Below are 17,156 nucleotides of genomic sequence, written 5' to 3' on the forward strand. Positions count from 1 at the left end.
GGATACGATGATGATGAATCAGCTCCTAGACATCGTAAGCTTAAAGTCAAAAAGGCAGCACCCAAGAAGGAAATTACTCCTATTAAGATTGAAAAGGCAGTTATTACAACCGAAAATCTGACTGTTAAGATGCTTTCTGAAAAGATAGGAATAACAGCCCAAGAGATTCTTAAAAAACTTATGATTTTGGGTATAATGACAACCATAAACGGTGTGGTTGATTTTGATACAATGGAGCTTGTCGCCAGCGAATTTGGCGTTAAGCTTGAAAAGAAACTTGACAAAACCAAAGAAGAGGTTTTGACCGAACTGGCAATGGAGGAAGACTCACCCGAAAATTTGAAAGAACGTCCTCCTATTGTTACGGTAATGGGTCATGTAGACCATGGTAAAACTTCATTACTTGACGCAATCAGAAAGACCAACGTAACTGAAGGCGAAGCTGGTGGTATAACTCAGCATATTGGTGCTTATACTGTCAATGTAGGCGATAAGAAAATTACTTTTATTGATACCCCTGGACACGAAGCGTTTACCGCCATGCGTTCAAGAGGTGCCAAGATTACCGATATAGTTATAATCGTTGTTGCTGCTGATGACGGCGTAATGCCTCAAACCATTGAAGCTATAAACCATGCAAAAGCAGCAGATGTACCTATCATTATAGCTATCAACAAAATGGATAAACCTGGTGCTAACCCTCAAAGAATTCTTGAGCAATTATCAGCACATGATGTGCTTTGCGAAGCATGGGGCGGTGATTCACCCGCAGTTGAAATTTCAGCAAAAACAAGAATGAATATAGACAAACTGCTTTCTACTATTCTTACAGTTGCTGAAATTTATGAATATAAAGCTAATCCAAACAGAAAGGGCTATGGAGCAATTATAGAAGCCAAGATTGATAAAAACAAAGGACCTATTGCAAACATCATTGTTCAAAATGGTACTTTGAAAGTAGGCGATACAGTTGTTTCGGGCATAACTTATGGACACGTAAGAGCTTTGCAGGATGACAAAGGCAGATCAGTTAAAGAAGCTGGACCTTCAATGCCTGTATCTATTTTAGGTTTTTCAGAAGTGCCCAATGCTGGAGATCCTATCTATGTTGTAGAAGATGAAAAACTTGCAAAACAGGTTATTTCTGAAAGAATTGCTAAGCAAAGGGCTTCAGGATTGGCTGTATCCAATGTAGTTACATTGAACGATGTATTCAATAAGATAAGCGAAGGTCAGATGAAAGATCTCAATCTGATTATAAAAGCTGATGTTCAGGGTTCTGTCGAAGCGTTAAAAGAATCATTGAGCAAGCTAAGCAATGAAGAAGTTAAGGTTAATATAATTCATAGCGCTGTAGGTGCAATAAACAAATCCGATGTTATGCTTGCAGAGGCATCTAAGGCTATAATAATCGGCTTTAACGTAAGACCCGATTCTGAAAGCAAGCAATATGCTGAAAATGTTGGAATTGATATAAGACTTTATAGAATCATATATGACGCAATTGACGATGTAAACGCCGCTATAAAAGGAATGCTTGATCCCAAATATAAGGAAACAGTTAATGGTCAATGCGAAGTGCGCAACGTGTTTAAGATTACAGGCGCTGGCATTGTTGCAGGATGTTATGTTACAAGCGGTAAAATCTTGCGTTCAAGCAATATAAGAGTGTTGCGCAACAATACTGTAATATTCGACGGTTCAGTAGGTTCATTAAAGCGTTTGAAAGACGATGTAAAAGAAGTCGCTTCAGGCTTTGAATGCGGTGTTACCGTAAGCGGATTTTCTGACTTTAAGGTTGGAGATGTGTTAGAATCTTATACTTTGGAGAAGATATAATTAATGTCAATTAGAGAAAAGCGTGTTAATTCAGAAATAATGAAAAATTTGAGTGAGGTATTATCTAAGCTCAAAAATCCTTCCATAACAGCTATGGTCAGTGTAATGCGTGTAGATACTACCAACGATCTAAAACATTGCAAAGTTTGGCTTAGCTTGTATGGATCTGAAGATCAATGCAAAGAAACATTTGAAGCGATAGAACACAGTTCTGGTTATATCAGACATGAACTTGCATCTATGATGAAAGATTTGCGCACTATGCCGGAACTGCATTTTTTACGCGATGATTCTTTGGAATACTCACAAAAGATTAATAAAATCATATCTGAAATTAACACGAGGAAAGATGATGTTAAATCTTAACGGGATAAAAAAAGCCGCATTATTTACACACATTAGACCTGATGGCGATGCTTTGGGTTCGATGTGTGGTCTTGGCTTGGCGTTAAAGAAAAAAGGCATTGAAATTGACTATTATTGTGATTCTGAAGTGCCGCAATTGCTTAGCTTTTTGCCCGATGTTAATCGTGTCTTAAGTGGAACTTTTGCTAACAACTATGATATGCTGATTTCTATAGATTGTGCTGATGAATTTAGACTTGGAAAATACAAAGACGCATTTTTAAAACATCCCAACACAGTTAATCTTGATCACCATATGACCAATACCAATTTCGCTAAGATTAACATTATAAAAAACTTATCAAGCAGCTGTGAATTGGTATTTGAAGTTATAAAAAGTCTTAATATAGATTTAGATGACCAAATAGCCCTTGATCTTTATGTAGGAATGGTTACCGATACAGGGCATTTTACGCAAGCCAATACGACTAGTGGAGTACATATGGCTAGCGCAGAGCTTATAAAATACAATATTGATATAGAATATATTTCCCAAAGATTATTTAAAGAAATTTCAAAAAACAAATTAATGCTGGTAAAAGATTGCATTGCTGGCATGCGCTTTTTTAGTTCGGACAGAATTTGCTTAATCGGTATAAAAAAGGAAATGCTTAATCAGCATAATTTAGATATTAATGAAACCGAAGGCATAATCAATTATGCAATTAATATAACTAATGTTATGATAGGCATTTGCTTGACCGAAAGTGCAAAAAACGCCTATAAGGTCAGTCTTAGATCAAAAAAAGGTGTCAATGTTGCTGAAGTCGCTTCTTTGTTTGGCGGCGGAGGGCATTTGCAGGCTGCTGGCTTTATGATTAACGGTTGTTTTGAAGACGTGATAGAAAGAATAGTCAAGGCTTGTGAAAAGGTATTAGAGCCCCTATGACGGGATTTGTCAATTTTTTGAAGCCGCCCAAAATGTCGTCTGCCGGTGCGGTATCTTATATTAAAAAGCTATATAAAGTTAATAAATGTGGACATATGGGCACATTAGATCCGTTTGCATGCGGAGTGTTGCCCATAGCATTAGGGAGAGCAACAAGACTTTTTGATTATCTTATCAACAAAACCAAAGTTTATAGAGCAATATTCAGATTTGGAATAGAAACAGATACTTTTGACTTAGATGGTCAAATAACACGCATTGATAACAAAGTCGTTACTTTAGATGAAGTTAACAGCGTTTTGCATCAATTTAAAGGCGTTATTTTTCAAACACCCCCCAAATACAGTGCAAAAAAAATCAATGGAGAAAGAGCGTACAAGCTTGCCCGAAGCGGAGAAGAAATAGAACTCAAACCTTCAAAAGTTGAGATTTTTGATATTGAAGCGGCAGATTTTGGTAGCAATGAATTTGCTTTTGATATAAAATGTTCTGGCGGCACTTATATAAGAAGTTTATGCCGTGATATTGCAAATCAACTCAACACCTGTGGCGTTATGACATGTCTTATCAGAACTGCTTCAGGTTTTTTTAAAATTGAAGATTGCAAAACTCAAGAACAGCTAAATGATAGTTTGGATATCATCAGATGTGATGATGTGTTAGCTGACTTTGAAAAATGTATAGTCAATACAGAAAGAGATTATTTTCTTGCTATAAACGGTGCGCCTTTTTTTGGAGATTGCAAGAGCAATCAAACAAAAGACCTTGCTGTTTATTTTGATAACACACTGATAGGCGTAGCCCAAAAAAAAGACGATAAGTTCAAACTGGATATAAGATTGGTATAAAGGTTACGAATGATAATTACAGATTTTTTATCAAAAACTAATGAACCTCTGGCAATTGCATTAGGTTTTTTTGATAGCGTACATATAGGCCATAGAGCGGTTATAGGACTTGCAGTCCAATATGCCCAAAAAAATGGCATAAAGAGTGCTGTCTTGACTTTTGAAAACAATCCTATGCAAGTCTTAGGTCAAAAGGATAAGCTTATTTTTTCTTTTGAAGAAAGACTAAAAAGGCTTGAAAAACTTGGCGTAGATGTTGTTATTAAGCAAAAGTTTGATCAAGAATTTATGAACACAGATAAAGCATTGTTTTTTGATAATCTGTTAAGAAGTCATGATATACGCTTTGCCGTTTGCGGTAATGATTATCATTTTGGAAAAGGCGGTGAAGGCGACATCAATTATCTAAAAAACCGTTTTTCCCAACTAAATATAGAATTTAAGGCTTTGGATTTTGTTTTAGCTGAACAATCAAAAGTTTCCAGTACTAGCATAAGAAAAATGATAGAAAATGGAGAGATACAAAAAGCCAATCAATTATTAGTGGAACCTTATTTTGTAACTGGAAAAGTAATCAGCGGGCGAGGAGAAGGCAGAAGGCTTGGATTGCCCACAATCAATATTAATTTTGAGCCTGATAAAGTAAGACCTTTGAGCGGAGTATATATTACTAAGACTTTGATTGATAATAAAAGTTATCTTTCTGTAACCAATGTTGGATCAAAACCGACATTTGGCGATGATAATCAAAACATCGAAACACATATTTTGGATTACAGCGGAAATCTTTATAATAAAGATGTCAAAATTGAATTTTATAAATATTTACGTAATATAATAAGATTTCAAAAGATAGAACAGCTAGTTGATCAGATAGAGCAGGACATAAAAACTGCCAAAATGTTTTTTAATGGAGAAAATCAATAATGATAAGATTTGGACCATCCGGAAATTCGAAAAGTTTTTATGAATCAGGTTTGAAGCATACCTATGAAGCTCCGAAATGGTTAAAAGCGCTTGGGCTTAGTGCTTTTGAATACTCTTTTGGACGCGGAGTCAAAATGTCTGATGAAATGGCAAAAAAGATAGGACAGGAAATGCAGCAAAATGATATTCAATTGAGTGTCCATGCTCCTTATTATATTAATCTTGCAACTACTGATGACCCAAAAGCTCAAAATTCCTATGGCTATGTTTTGCAGTCTTTAGAAAAACTAAAAGCCATGGGCGGCACAAGATGCGTTATGCATAGCGGAACATTATCTGGATCTGAACGTAAAGATGCCTTATTTCGAATTCATCAAAAAATGGAAGAACTTCTAAAAATTATTGAAAATAAAAACTTAACCTCATTAATTTTATGCCCCGAAACTATGGGAAAATATAGCCAGATAGGAACAGTAGAAGAAATATGCGCATTATGTACTTTGCATCCTATGCTGATACCTTGCTTGGACTTTGGGCATATTAATTCATATATGCAAGGCAGACTAAAAACTAAAGATGATTTTAAGAGAGTAATTGATACCGTCTTTAGTATTTTGGGTGACCAAAAAGCGCCTTATATCCATATACATTTTTCCAAAATAAAATATGGAACAGCAGGCGAAATACATCATCTTAACTTTTCTGATGAAGAAGGCGATATCTATGGTCCTAACTTTGAACCTTTGGCTGAGGTTTTACACGAATATAAAATGTCGCCTGTGATCATTTGCGAATCTACTGATAATATGGCGGAAGATTCATTAAAAATGAAAGAAATTTATGAGAAAATCTTTTGATATAGATTTTGATATAGAATAATTATGTGATAAAATAAACTAGTTAGAGGTTAATTATGGAAAAAATAAAAAATTTGTTTGAAAGTAATTCAATTGATAGTTATCTATTGATTAGTGAAGACAACAGACAATATTTTTCTGGATTAAGAACGTCTTTTGGCGGTGTTATATTACATAAAAATGCAAAATATTATATTACTGACTTTAGATACGAATATGCTGCCAAAGAAACCTTGACTGACTGGGAATTAAGATTTGTTAAATATTCTGAATTCTATGACACAGTTAAGAGCATATTGCATAGCTTAGGTGCAAAGACAGTTGGATTTGAAGACAAGACGCTTACTTATTCCGAAGCACAGGACTTAAAGCAAACGCTTTCTGATTTTGAGCTTGTACCGTGTTCAGATATTGTTGACACTCTTCGTATGGTAAAAACCGAAGATGAAATAAAATTAATCAAAGCTTCTCAGGAAATTACCGAAAAGGCTTTGAGCGCTACGATTGAACGCATTAAGCCCAAAATGAGCGAAAGAGATGTTTGCGCTGAAATTATTTATAATATGTATCTTAACGGTGCAGATGGACTTAGCTTTGAACCCATTGTAGCTATGGGCGTCAATACATCTAAACCGCATCACAGCTATTCGGATTATCGTTTGGAAAAAGACGATTTTATTACGGTTGATATTGGTTGCAAGTATAAAGGCTATTGTTCTGATATGACCAGAACATTTACCTTGGGCGAACCTGATAAAAAACTTGTTGAAATATATAATATAGTAAAAAAGGCGCAAGAATATGCCCTTGCCAGCATTAAAGCAGGAATGACAGGACATGAGGCGGATTCTTTTGCCAGAGAATACATTACAGCCAATGGATATGGAAAAGAGTTTGGACACGGACTTGGTCATGCTGTTGGACTTTTTATTCATGAAAATCCCCGTTTGGGAGTAGGTTCAAAAACAGTATTAAAAGAAAATATGGTAGTAACGGTCGAACCTGGTATTTATGTACAAGGTTTGGGCGGAGTCAGAATAGAAGATATGATAGTTATTAAAAATGACGGTAATGTCAATCTGACTCACTTCTCAAAAGATATGAAAATTTAGGAGGACTATTTTATGATAACGGCAGGAGATTTCCGCAAAGGCTCCACTTTTGAAATGGATGGAAAGGTTTATGTTGTTGTAGATTTCCAACACGTAAAGCCCGGCAAAGGATCAGCTTTTGTGAGAACAAAAATCAAAAATGTCATAACAGGACAAGTTTTGGAAACAACATTTAGCCCTACTGATAAATTTCCAGTAGCGGTTATAGAACGTAAGGAAATGCAATATTCCTACAATGACGGTGAATTGTATTATTTCATGGACACCAATACCTATGAACAATTGCCGCTCAATCACGATCAGGTAGCAGAAGCATTAAACTTCATCAAAGAAGAAACCTTAGTAACTATTTTGTTCTATAAAGGTCAGCCTTTTTCCGTTGTTCCGCCCAACTTTGTAGAACTTGAAGTAACATTTACCGAACCTGGAATACAAGGCGATACTGCAAAAGCAGGCAACAAGCCCGCTGTTTTGGAAACAGGATATAATATTCAAGTTCCTTTATTCATCAACCAAGGCGATAAGATCAGAGTTGATACACGTGATGGAACATATATGGAAAGAGTAAAGTAATTTTTATTGTTATAAGAGAAATTAATTTGAAATTTAGAGCATCAGCTTAATGTTGATGCTCTTTTTGTATACCTTTTTAATCACTTACATATTTTATTCATATGAGTAATTTATTTATCTTAGTGCGATTGTCACCTAAAATGAAGCTAATATCTTGTTATAGTTATTCCAATATGATAGACTGCACTTGAATAAAACAATAAATAAAAAAGGAGATTGAAAAAATGTTTGAACAAGTGAAACTAAAATATAATTTTAATGATTTGGAACCTTATATCGATGAATTGACGATGATTACACATTATCAAAAACACCATGCTGCTTATACTAATAATTTTAATGCAGCAGTTGAAAAAGCAGGATTAGTTGGAAAATCTGCAGAAGAAATTCTTGTAGGTCTTGATCAAGTTAAAGATGAAGCTTTAAAAGCACAGCTTAAGAATAACGGCGGCGGCTATTATAACCATAACTTATATTTCAAAACAATGGCGCCCAACGGCAAAAAAGCCCCTGAAGGTAAACTTGCTGAAAAGATTAACGCTACATTTGGAAGTTTTGAAGCACTCAAAGAAAAACTTAGTCAGGCTGCTGCTGCAAGATTTGGTTCTGGCTGGGCATGGCTTTCAGCTGACAAGCAAGGCAATCTGAGTGTTACATCTTCTCCCAATCAAGACAATCCTATAACCGAAACGAAAGGCGAATGGACCCCTATACTAGGTATTGATGTTTGGGAGCATGCATATTATCTTAAGTACAAAAACCTTCGCGGAGATTATATCAAAGAGTTCTTTAATGTAATCGACTGGCAGGAAGTTGAAAATCTATATAATCAAAAAATTTCAATGTAATCAATTTGACATTATCATAAACTTCTTTATTTAGTATAGAAAGCCTTTTTATAAGGCTTTCTATTTTTTTAATCGTTTTTTAATTTAATTGATAAGGTTTATTCTTGCCATTAAATAACAATTAATGATATTATTATTGTAGTTATTATGTTTTTTGGAGGATTTTGATGCTCAAAATATTATCAGTAAGCAAAACTTATGCAAAAAGTACTTTCAAAGCGGTAGATAATCTTACGCTTCATGCCAAAAAAGGTGTCATATACGGTTTTATTGGACCCAACGGTGCAGGAAAAACAACTACTATAAAAATGTTGACAGGCATTTTACCGTTTGAAGAAGGTTCTATTGAAATTAATGGTTATGACCTAAAACGCGATACTATCAACGCCAAACGCAGTATCGGATTTGTTCCAGATAATCATGTTATTTATGAGAAGCTAACAGGTCGCGAATATATTAATTTTATGGCAGATATTTATAAGGTTGACTTAAGACAAAGAAAGCAATTAGCAGATAAATATCTTGAAATGTTTAATCTTACTAAAGATGTAGATTCTCAAATATCCTCTTATTCACATGGTATGAAGCAAAAAATTTGCGTAATTGGTGCTTTGATTCATAATCCGCCGCTTTGGGTTTTGGATGAACCGCTTACTGGTCTTGATCCTCAATCAGCCTTTGAATTAAAAAATCTAATGAAAGAACATACCAAAGAGGGAAACACAGTATTTTTCTCTACACATGTTTTGGAAGTTGCCGAAAAACTATGTGACCGCATAGGCATAATTAACAAAGGTCAACTTATCTTAGAAGGAACTATGGACGAAATAAAAGCTATGGGTCAAGAAGGCGAGTCTTTGGAGCAAATATTCTTAAGACTTACAAAACGTGCTTAAGTTGAGGTTTGATGATGAAAGATATATTTTTGCTGATAAAAATATTCTTAATTAATGGGCTACGTCCTGATAAATCAAAAAATAAGAAAGGCGGACTTATTGCTATATATATTTCGCTTGCTATCTGCTATCTTTTTATTATTTCTGGTGGAATTACACTTATTGCAACTATTGCTCCATTGATTAATAGTGCTGGATTTATGGCAGAACTGATTACGCTTATTTATATTATAGGCATAAGTATGGTCGTTATATTCGGCATTATATCTCTATTGACTTATGTTTATTTCAACAAAGATGCTGAATTTACAGCAACATTACCTATAAAACCCGGAAAGGTGTTTTTGGCAAAGCTTTCAATTGTTTATATATATGAGCTTGCTGCATTTGCTGCAATAGTAGTACCTTTGCTTATAACCGCAGGTATAGCTACACATCAGGGTGTTATATTTTATCTGTCAATATTGTTAGGATTTTTCTTAGCACCAGCATTTCCTCTTGCTGTTGCAAGTATTCTAGCAATACCCCTTATGTACGTTGTTTCATTTTTCAAAAGCAAAGGTGCATTTACTACATTATTTATGATGCTATTGTATGGGGCATTCTTTGGCGTTTATTTTTATGGCGTATTCAAGTTTCAATCAGCTGCTCAAAACGTAGGTGATAATATAGATTATATATTGCCTGTTTTTTCTACGACTTTACAAACTGTTTCAAAAATATTTTATCCTATTTTTGCAATAGCATGTCTTGCTACAGGTAAGGCTATATATGGTTTAAACGTACCTTTGAGCGGTTTGGTTAATTTTGTCATAGCGGTAGGTTCTTTGGCTGCTTTGTTATTAATAGCATATTTTATATCTAATGCAGTATATCAACAAAGCACCATAAGACAAAATGAAAGTGCTAAGACCACAGGAAAAGCTGAAAAAACAGAAGAGCGTTCAGCTTTTAAAGCTATTTTTATAAAGGAATTCCGAGATATAATTAGAACGCCTGCTTTTGGATTCCAATGTCTTGCGGGTATGATAATTTTGCCGATTTTATTAATCTTTATGGGATTTAATGGCGGCTTTTATACACAAGGTGTTTCAGAAGAAGAATTTGCTAAAGCATTGGCAAGTATTAATCCTGCAATCGGCTTTGGATTTTTGATGATGTTGGGCAGTGGCATGAACATTACTTCGTCTACTGCTATAAGCAGGGAAGGAAAAACTTTTTATCTATCAAAAACTTTTCCTGTCGACTATACAACACAGATCAAAGCAAAATTATATCTGTCATTAGTAATCAATTTAATTACTGTTCTTATTGGATATGTTATATCTATCTTTATCTATAATTTGGACGCAATAGAAATAATATTTTTCCCTATTGTGTTAGCATTGTATAGCTATGGATATGCATTATCTACTTTGAGATTTGACTTAAAAGAACCAAAATTAAATTGGACTACTCCTAATGAAGCTGTTAAAAACAACAAAAAGGCAACCATTCCTACTTTGATCAATATGGCAGTAAGTTTTGTTGTTATGATGCTTTTAATATTTTTATATATAATTTTAGGTCAAGCCGGAATATATTTGAAGTATTATTGGATAGTGTTGATTAAGATAGGAGTATGGATTGTAATAACCGGTGCTGTGGTAGCTTTTGTAGCAATAGCAAGAATCAGATTGTATGGCAGTGTAAATCACCTATATGAAAATATAGAACCTTAAATTAAATAGATTAGTTTATCTAAAAATAAAAAATCCTCTTTGCATAAAAAAGCAAAGAGGATTTTAATTATTATATAAATTTTTAGTTATTAATTTCAGGAATAAAGTTTTCAAAGATTATATTATCACAATAAGGTTTGATTCCTTCATATTCTTTTTGAGAACGTACAGTCCAAGTAAGAACAGGAAGCTTGGTTTTTGATACATAGATATTAGGCAGATAATTGTGATCGTAAGAAATAAAATCAGGTTTTGTTATGCGATTAAGCAACATACGCTTTAAAACATATTTTTTGAAAAAGCTTATAGATTTTTCTCCTACAAAAAATGAAGACAATTGACCGCGTTGTATATGAGGAGCTTTACGCTTAAAATATTCAAGACAATACGGATTAAATGATTGAACAGCGTATTCTCCATCGTAAGTTTTGAGCATATCAATTACTTTTTGCTCAAATTTACCTACTTTATTGTTATTTTTTATTTCAATCAGCAGAGGTACTTGACCGTTAACAAGTTCCAAAACTTCTTCAAATGTGGGGATAGTCTGTTCTGTATTTTGAATATGATATTTTTTCAAATTTTCTTGAACCAGGTTTCCAACATAGCCATCTTGTCCCGTAAGTCTGCATAGCTTTTCATCATGAAAAACTATTATCGTGCCGTCATCTATTTCTCTAATATCTAGTTCAATTGGATAGTTAGCTGACTTCGCTTTTTCAAAAGCTGCCAAAGTATTTTCAGGAGCTTCTTGGTCATGTAAGCCTCTATGTGCTATGGGCCTGGAAAAAAGCCATTTTTTATTATCGTTCATAAATCTTCTCTCTTTAGCAAAAAAATCATTTACATTTTATCATTAATAGTTTATTTAATCTATCGTTTTAATATATACAAATTAATATCCAATATTTTCATTAATTATTATAACATGAAATTCTTTTCCATTTGAAGGAAAATGAGTTATAACCGTATTTCTGCATATTGTTTCAGGAGGATAGCAGTGATGACATTTGCCTGTAACAGAACAAGGCGTTTTTTTATTAAGTCTTACACAATTTTGAGGTGAAGCGACATTGCGCACACGCGATATTCCATCACTCAGATTATCAACTATTTTATTAACACCTAGTACGGCAACAACGACAGGAGGGCCATAAATTATTGCAGCTACACGATTGCCTCTGCCGTCTATATTAATTAATTCGCCTTCAGTTGTTATCGCATTGACCGAAGTCATGTAAACATCAGAAAATGCTGCTTTTTTATAAATTTCTTCATTGGACATGTCCTTGGTAAATCCAGCACTCAAAACTTGATTACCTCTATTTTGCAATATTTCATGCATATTCATATTTTTTAAGGTCATGCTGCCGCCAATGCCTACGCTTGCATTTTGAGGAATAATTTCCAAAACTTTATTAATTGCTTGTTGAGTATCTTCGCAATAATGCGGTATAAAAGTTCGTCTTTTTAGATTTTTTATTAATAATTCGATTTTGTCATCCATACCTAATACCCCCATATAATTTTATATATTTTACAAGATAAATGCAATTTGTTTTATGCTTTTTATAGTGATAGCAGTAAAAAATCAAATCAAAAATTTCAAAATACAATTTTGATAATATAATCTTGCTTGCATAAGCCCAAAAAATAACATATAATTGCGTTATGGAAAAAAGCAGGATAAGAAATTTTTGCATAATTGCACATATTGATCATGGCAAGAGTACGCTTGCCGACCGTCTAATTGAAAATACCGGAACAGTGAGTTCTAGGGAACTTCAAGATCAACTTTTGGACTCTATGCCTATTGAGCGTGAACGCGGCATTACCATTAAACTGACGCCAGTCAGAATGTTTTATAAAGCCAAAGACGGCAATGAGTATATTTTTAATCTTATAGATACACCTGGACATGTAGACTTTACTTATGAAGTTTCACGTTCGCTTGCTGCCTGTGAAGGTGCAATATTGGTTGTAGATGCTACACAAGGTGTCGAAGCTCAAACATTGGCTAACGTATATTTGGCATTAGACAATAATCTTGAAATATTGCCTGTTATCAATAAAATTGACTTGCCAAGTGCCAGACCAGATGAAGTAAAAAAAGAAATAGAAGATATTATTGGACTTGATGCAAGCGATGCACCTTTGATTTCAGCAAAAGAGGGGATTAATATTGACCAAGTTCTTGAATATGTAGTAAAAAATGTTCCTGCTCCTAAAGGTGATGAAAAAGAACCTTTAAAAGCGCTTATTTTTGACTCGTATTATGACAATTATAAAGGCGCTATATGTCTTGTTAGAATTGTCGAAGGCACTGTAAAAGCTGGAACAAAAATAAAAATGTGGTCAACTGGTAAAGTTTTTGAAACAGTTGAAGTTGGCATTTTTAATCCAAATCCTGTTCCTGTTAACGAATTAAAAGCTGGAGAAGTAGGCTATATAGCTGCAAGCATAAAAAATGTAGCTGATACAGCGCCTGGAGATACAGTTACCGAAGCAGACAGACCGTGCCAAGTCCCTATGCCTGGATATAAAAAGGTACAGCCTGTAGTTTATTGCGGAATTTTTCCTACAGACGGCGGAAGATATAATGACCTAAAAGACGCATTGGAAAAATTAAAACTTAATGACGCTTCATTGTTTTATGAACCTGAAGTCAGTGTGGCATTGGGTTTTGGTTTTAGATGCGGTTTTTTGGGGCTTTTGCATATGGAAGTAATTCAAGAACGACTTGAAAGAGAATTTGATCTGGATTTGATAACAACTGCTCCAAGCGTTATATATACCGTTCACAAAACTAACGGCGAAGTTTTAGAGATATCTAATCCATCTAACTTGCCTCCGATGTCAGAAATTGCATATATGGAGGAACCTATAGTTTCTGCGGACATTTTTACTCCTCCAGACTATATAGGTGCGATAATGGAATTGTGTAAAGAAAAAAGAGGCGAGTACCTTGATATGCAATATCTTGATAAAAGCAGAGTTAGATTGCACTATACAATTCCATTAAACGAAATCATTTTTGACTTTTTTGATAGTCTAAAATCACGGACAAGAGGATATGCAAGCCTTGATTATGAAATTAAAGGCAAAAAGGAATCAGACCTTGTCAAGATGGATATTCTTCTTAACAATGAAGTATGTGATGCGTTAAGCATTATAATTCATAGAGATAAGGCTTATGCAAGGGGAAGAAGCATAACAGAAAAATTAAAAGATGTTATTCCTAGACAGATGTTTGAAATACCTATTCAAGCAGCTATTGGAGGAAAAGTCATAGCCAGAGAAACCGTAAAGGCATTGAGAAAAGATGTCTTAGCAAAATGTTACGGCGGAGATATCAGCAGAAAGAGAAAACTGCTTGAAAAACAAAAAGAGGGCAAAAAGCGTATGCGTCAATTTGGCACTGTAGAAATACCTAGTGAAGCGTTTATGAGCATACTTAAGCTGGATAAATGAAAGATATTGCTATATATATTCATATACCATTTTGCCGTTCAAAATGTAATTACTGTGCCTTTAATTCTTTTTATGCTGATAAGGAAACTCAAAAAGAATATATCAATCATCTTATAAAAGAAATCCATTTGTTTTCTAAAAACAATGATATTATGCGTGCTGACACCGTTTATTTTGGTGGCGGTACGCCTTCTTTTTTATATGAAGGCGGAATAAAAAGCATTATTGAAGTTTTAAAAGATAATTTTGATTATGAACCCAAAGAAATTTCTATTGAATGCAATCCAGAATCTTTGACTGATGTAAAACTAAATGAATATAACGAATCTGGAATTAACAGGATAAGCATAGGACTTCAATCTGCGTCAAATCAACTATTAAAAGAAGCAGGACGTGTTCATTCTTTTGATGATTTTTTAAATGCGTTAGAAAGATGTAAAAAAGCAGGTTTTGACAACGTCAATTGTGATATAATGCTTGGATTGCCTAATCAAAAGCCTCAAGATGTCACTCAAACACTTCAGCTTTTATTTCAGCACGATATTATTAAACATATTTCAATGTACGGACTAAAACCCGAAAAAAACACGCCTTGGCAGGATATCAAAATAGATGAAGACTTGTCAGCAGATATGTATGATTTAGCTTTTTTGATGCTGAAAGAAAACGGATTTAATAGATATGAAATAAGCAATTTTGCAAAAAATGGTTACGAATGCAAGCATAACATAAAGTATTGGAAAAGAAAAAATTATATTGGCTTTGGTTTAAGTGCGCATTCGCTTATAGATAACGTGCGTTATGCTAATCCTGATAGCATGACTGATTATATTAATGGAAAAAAAGAAACGCTTGTATTAAATCAACAGCAAATAGAAGAAGAATATTTGATGCTGGCTTTGAGAATGGATGAGGGGATAGATCTTAATGATTATAAGCAGCAATTCAATCGAGATTTTGTTGAAAGATTTTCTAAGCCTATTCAAAAATTATTCAAACTCAAAGTGATAGAGATAGCGCAAAATAATTTAAGAATTGCCCCAAAATATATGGGCGTTATGAATAGTATTATCACAGAGTTTTTTATTTGATTATTCATTAGGATTAGTAGGCGTTTCGTCTAATCGTTTTATCGCAGGGGAATTTATCACATTGCCAAGTTTATCAAATCTTGAACCATGGCAAGGGCAATCCCAAGTCTGCTCTTCGGGATTATATACTGTTCGACATTTTAAATGCGTACAAACTGGATTAGATAAATGGTTAAGACCACCAATAAGGCTTCCAACCATTTTCATATTGCTCCAAATCGCTTTTCCTATTACACCTAATGACATTTTGCGCAAAGGATCATAAATTTGACTATAAGCATTGTTATTGCCTGCAATTAAATCCCCAATAATTCGTCCAGCTATATTGGTAGAAGTCATTCCCCATTTGTTAAAACCAGTCATTACAAACATATTTCTTTCTTTTTTGGAGTAAAAACCAATCAAAGGTAAATTATCCGGCGTTATACAGTCTTGGGCAGACCATCTTGCAACTTCTACAGCTTTTGGGAATATCTTTTCAGCATGATTTTTTAATTTATGATAATGAGGAACATCAGTTTCATAACCGCATTGATGTCCTTGTCCGCTGACTATTGCTAGTTCTTGATATTTTCTATAAGTATAACCCTCTTGGTCAATACAGTTCCACATTCCAGTTATATTTTTAGATACTTGATATGCGCCATTATATGACCTGTGCTGATACACACGTATAAAATACCAACCAGGGAAATTGATAATAGGGAAATTTGTGGCGATTACTATATTATTGGCTGATATTTTAAATCCGTTTGAAGTATAAACATGCCGTTCTTTAAAATCTAAGGCTTTGGTATCTTCATAGATTTTGACTTTATTGTTAAGACAGCATTGTGCCAATCCATGCAGATATTTCATAGGATGAAACATTGCTTGATTTTCAAAACCCAATGCTAGATCATAAACAAACGGAACAAGCCCTGATTGAGTTGTTAAAAAAGCCTTTATTGCTGTATTTTTTACAGCATTATATTCTTTGCGTAATTGTATGCTGTTTTCAGGTTTTGTTGTAAATAGATATGAATCTACCCGTTCAAAGTCGCAATCAATATTTTCTGTCTTGATTATATTTTCAATTTCGTCTATGGCTTCTTGATTTGCTTTGGCGATAATTGATGTTTTTATCTGACCGAATTGATTGATATATCGGTCATAAGTTAAATCATGTTGTGAAGTGATATGCGCAGTAGTATTTTTAGTGGTTCCGCTTCCTATTTTGTTAGCCTCTATTACAGCACATTTTATGCCATTACGGCTAAGATAATAAGCGGCCGATATACCCGATAAACCGCCGCCAATAATCAAAGTATCTACATCAATATCACTTTCTAGTTTTGGATATGTAGGATAATCATCACTATGCCATATCGATTTAATTTCTTCCATAAATTATTTCCTTAAATTTTTTTTAGTATAATCAAATTATTATGAAAATAATCACAAGTGCTTTTATAGCTTTTATTCAACAACACCGCGATTTTTTCTTGCCAACTTAACTTGTCTTGATATAAATTTTCTTATCTTTCTCAATTTTCTCATGTCTTTCCTCCTATAATATTATTAGAATTTTAATAAAAATTATTGCATCTTACGTAAAAAATGATATCATAACATATATACATATAAAAAAATCACTTAAATGTTTTAAAAAAAAGCTAATTACTTGAAAAGGGATTTAT

16 protein-coding genes are annotated in these 17,156 nt (G+C 33.8%); 13 read left to right on the forward strand and 3 right to left on the reverse strand.

Translation table 11 applies throughout. The features are described 5' to 3' along the window. The 11 genes from infB to VIL26_01835 form a co-directional block, all read left to right on the forward strand. On the forward strand, positions 1-1,839 hold a 1,839-nt coding region (infB, locus tag VIL26_01785; protein HEY8389674.1), incomplete at its 5' end, for a translation initiation factor IF-2. A 3-nt stretch (positions 1,840-1,842) separates the two neighbouring features. Further along, positions 1,843-2,205, forward strand: a complete 363-nt coding sequence (gene rbfA / locus VIL26_01790) for a 30S ribosome-binding factor RbfA (GenBank protein HEY8389675.1) — start codon at positions 1,843-1,845, stop codon at positions 2,203-2,205. Further along, the gene (locus VIL26_01795) at positions 2,189-3,133 is read left to right on the forward strand and encodes a bifunctional oligoribonuclease/PAP phosphatase NrnA (GenBank protein HEY8389676.1); all 945 of its coding nucleotides are present in this window, start codon (positions 2,189-2,191) and stop codon (positions 3,131-3,133) included. Before rbfA ends, VIL26_01795 begins: the two co-directional genes overlap by 17 nt. Beyond that, positions 3,130-3,981, forward strand: coding sequence for a tRNA pseudouridine(55) synthase TruB (gene truB, locus VIL26_01800; protein HEY8389677.1), 852 nt, complete (start codon positions 3,130-3,132; stop codon positions 3,979-3,981). The genes VIL26_01795 and truB overlap by 4 nt, the downstream gene beginning before the upstream one ends. Before the next feature lie 9 nt (positions 3,982-3,990). After that, positions 3,991-4,908 (forward strand): riboflavin biosynthesis protein RibF, encoded by a 918-nt coding sequence (gene ribF / locus VIL26_01805; GenBank protein ID HEY8389678.1) that lies wholly within the window; start codon positions 3,991-3,993, stop codon positions 4,906-4,908. After that, on the forward strand, positions 4,908-5,765 hold the full coding sequence (locus VIL26_01810; GenBank protein ID HEY8389679.1) for a TIM barrel protein: 858 nt from the start codon (positions 4,908-4,910) through the stop codon (positions 5,763-5,765). The genes ribF and VIL26_01810 overlap by 1 nt, the downstream gene beginning before the upstream one ends. 56 nt (positions 5,766-5,821) lie before the next feature. Then, a complete protein-coding gene (locus tag VIL26_01815) occupies positions 5,822-6,877 on the forward strand; it encodes a Xaa-Pro peptidase family protein (GenBank protein ID HEY8389680.1) in 1,056 nt (351 codons plus the stop codon). A 12-nt stretch (positions 6,878-6,889) separates the two neighbouring features. Then, a complete protein-coding gene (efp, locus tag VIL26_01820; protein ID HEY8389681.1) occupies positions 6,890-7,450 on the forward strand; it encodes an elongation factor P in 561 nt (186 codons plus the stop codon). A 224-nt stretch (positions 7,451-7,674) separates the two neighbouring features. Next, complete coding sequence (locus VIL26_01825) at positions 7,675-8,298, forward strand: superoxide dismutase (GenBank protein ID HEY8389682.1); 624 nt, start codon at positions 7,675-7,677, stop codon at positions 8,296-8,298. 167 nt (positions 8,299-8,465) lie between these two features. Continuing rightward, the gene (locus VIL26_01830; protein ID HEY8389683.1) at positions 8,466-9,194 is read left to right on the forward strand and encodes an ABC transporter ATP-binding protein; all 729 of its coding nucleotides are present in this window, start codon (positions 8,466-8,468) and stop codon (positions 9,192-9,194) included. 14 nt (positions 9,195-9,208) lie between these two features. After that, on the forward strand, positions 9,209-10,915 hold the full coding sequence (locus VIL26_01835; GenBank protein ID HEY8389684.1) for a hypothetical protein: 1,707 nt from the start codon (positions 9,209-9,211) through the stop codon (positions 10,913-10,915). An 82-nt stretch (positions 10,916-10,997) separates the two neighbouring features. Here the strand turns inward: VIL26_01835 and VIL26_01840 are convergent, their stop codons facing one another. Beyond that, positions 10,998-11,729 carry a glycerophosphodiester phosphodiesterase family protein gene (locus VIL26_01840; GenBank protein HEY8389685.1) on the reverse strand — a complete coding sequence of 244 codons (732 nt, stop codon included), beginning with the start codon at positions 11,727-11,729 and terminating at the stop codon, positions 10,998-11,000. 81 nt (positions 11,730-11,810) lie between these two features. Further along, on the reverse strand, positions 11,811-12,422 hold the full coding sequence (locus VIL26_01845) for a lactate utilization protein (protein HEY8389686.1): 612 nt from the start codon (positions 12,420-12,422) through the stop codon (positions 11,811-11,813). Positions 12,423-12,586: 164 nt separating this feature from the next. On the opposite strand from VIL26_01845, the gene lepA reads away from it, so the two are divergent. Then, positions 12,587-14,386 (forward strand): translation elongation factor 4, encoded by a 1,800-nt coding sequence (gene lepA, locus VIL26_01850; protein ID HEY8389687.1) that lies wholly within the window; start codon positions 12,587-12,589, stop codon positions 14,384-14,386. Then, positions 14,383-15,477 carry a radical SAM family heme chaperone HemW gene (gene hemW, locus VIL26_01855; protein ID HEY8389688.1) on the forward strand — a complete coding sequence of 365 codons (1,095 nt, stop codon included), beginning with the start codon at positions 14,383-14,385 and terminating at the stop codon, positions 15,475-15,477. The genes lepA and hemW overlap by 4 nt, the downstream gene beginning before the upstream one ends. Here hemW and VIL26_01860 read toward each other — a convergent pair whose 3' ends face one another. Continuing rightward, the gene (locus tag VIL26_01860) at positions 15,478-16,863 is read right to left on the reverse strand and encodes an FAD-dependent oxidoreductase (GenBank protein ID HEY8389689.1); all 1,386 of its coding nucleotides are present in this window, start codon (positions 16,861-16,863) and stop codon (positions 15,478-15,480) included. Positions 16,864-17,156: the final 293 nt, after the last annotated feature.

The organism is Clostridia bacterium, from assembly GCA_036562685.1.
Taxonomy (GTDB): Bacteria; Bacillota; Clostridia; order Christensenellales; family DUVY01; genus DUVY01.

Excerpts from the sequence above, each read along its gene's own strand:
- VIL26_01830 (HEY8389683.1), top strand. The coding sequence starts at position 8,466 with ATGCTCAAAATATTATCAGTAAGCAAAACTTATGCAAAAAGTACTTTC.
- VIL26_01835 (HEY8389684.1), top strand. The coding sequence starts at position 9,209 with ATGAAAGATATATTTTTGCTGATAAAAATATTCTTAATTAATGGGCTA.
- efp (HEY8389681.1), top strand. The coding sequence starts at position 6,890 with ATGATAACGGCAGGAGATTTCCGCAAAGGCTCCACTTTTGAAATGGAT.
- ribF (HEY8389678.1), top strand. The coding sequence starts at position 3,991 with ATGATAATTACAGATTTTTTATCAAAAACTAATGAACCTCTGGCAATT.
- rbfA (HEY8389675.1), top strand. The coding sequence starts at position 1,843 with ATGTCAATTAGAGAAAAGCGTGTTAATTCAGAAATAATGAAAAATTTG.
- truB (HEY8389677.1), top strand. The coding sequence starts at position 3,130 with ATGACGGGATTTGTCAATTTTTTGAAGCCGCCCAAAATGTCGTCTGCC.
- VIL26_01795 (HEY8389676.1), top strand. The coding sequence starts at position 2,189 with ATGATGTTAAATCTTAACGGGATAAAAAAAGCCGCATTATTTACACAC.
- VIL26_01845 (HEY8389686.1), bottom strand. The coding sequence starts at position 12,422 with ATGGATGACAAAATCGAATTATTAATAAAAAATCTAAAAAGACGAACT.
- VIL26_01825 (HEY8389682.1), top strand. The coding sequence starts at position 7,675 with ATGTTTGAACAAGTGAAACTAAAATATAATTTTAATGATTTGGAACCT.
- lepA (HEY8389687.1), top strand. The coding sequence starts at position 12,587 with ATGGAAAAAAGCAGGATAAGAAATTTTTGCATAATTGCACATATTGAT.
- VIL26_01810 (HEY8389679.1), top strand. The coding sequence starts at position 4,908 with ATGATAAGATTTGGACCATCCGGAAATTCGAAAAGTTTTTATGAATCA.
- VIL26_01840 (HEY8389685.1), bottom strand. The coding sequence starts at position 11,729 with ATGAACGATAATAAAAAATGGCTTTTTTCCAGGCCCATAGCACATAGA.
- VIL26_01815 (HEY8389680.1), top strand. The coding sequence starts at position 5,822 with ATGGAAAAAATAAAAAATTTGTTTGAAAGTAATTCAATTGATAGTTAT.
- VIL26_01860 (HEY8389689.1), bottom strand. The coding sequence starts at position 16,863 with ATGGAAGAAATTAAATCGATATGGCATAGTGATGATTATCCTACATAT.
- hemW (HEY8389688.1), top strand. The coding sequence starts at position 14,383 with ATGAAAGATATTGCTATATATATTCATATACCATTTTGCCGTTCAAAA.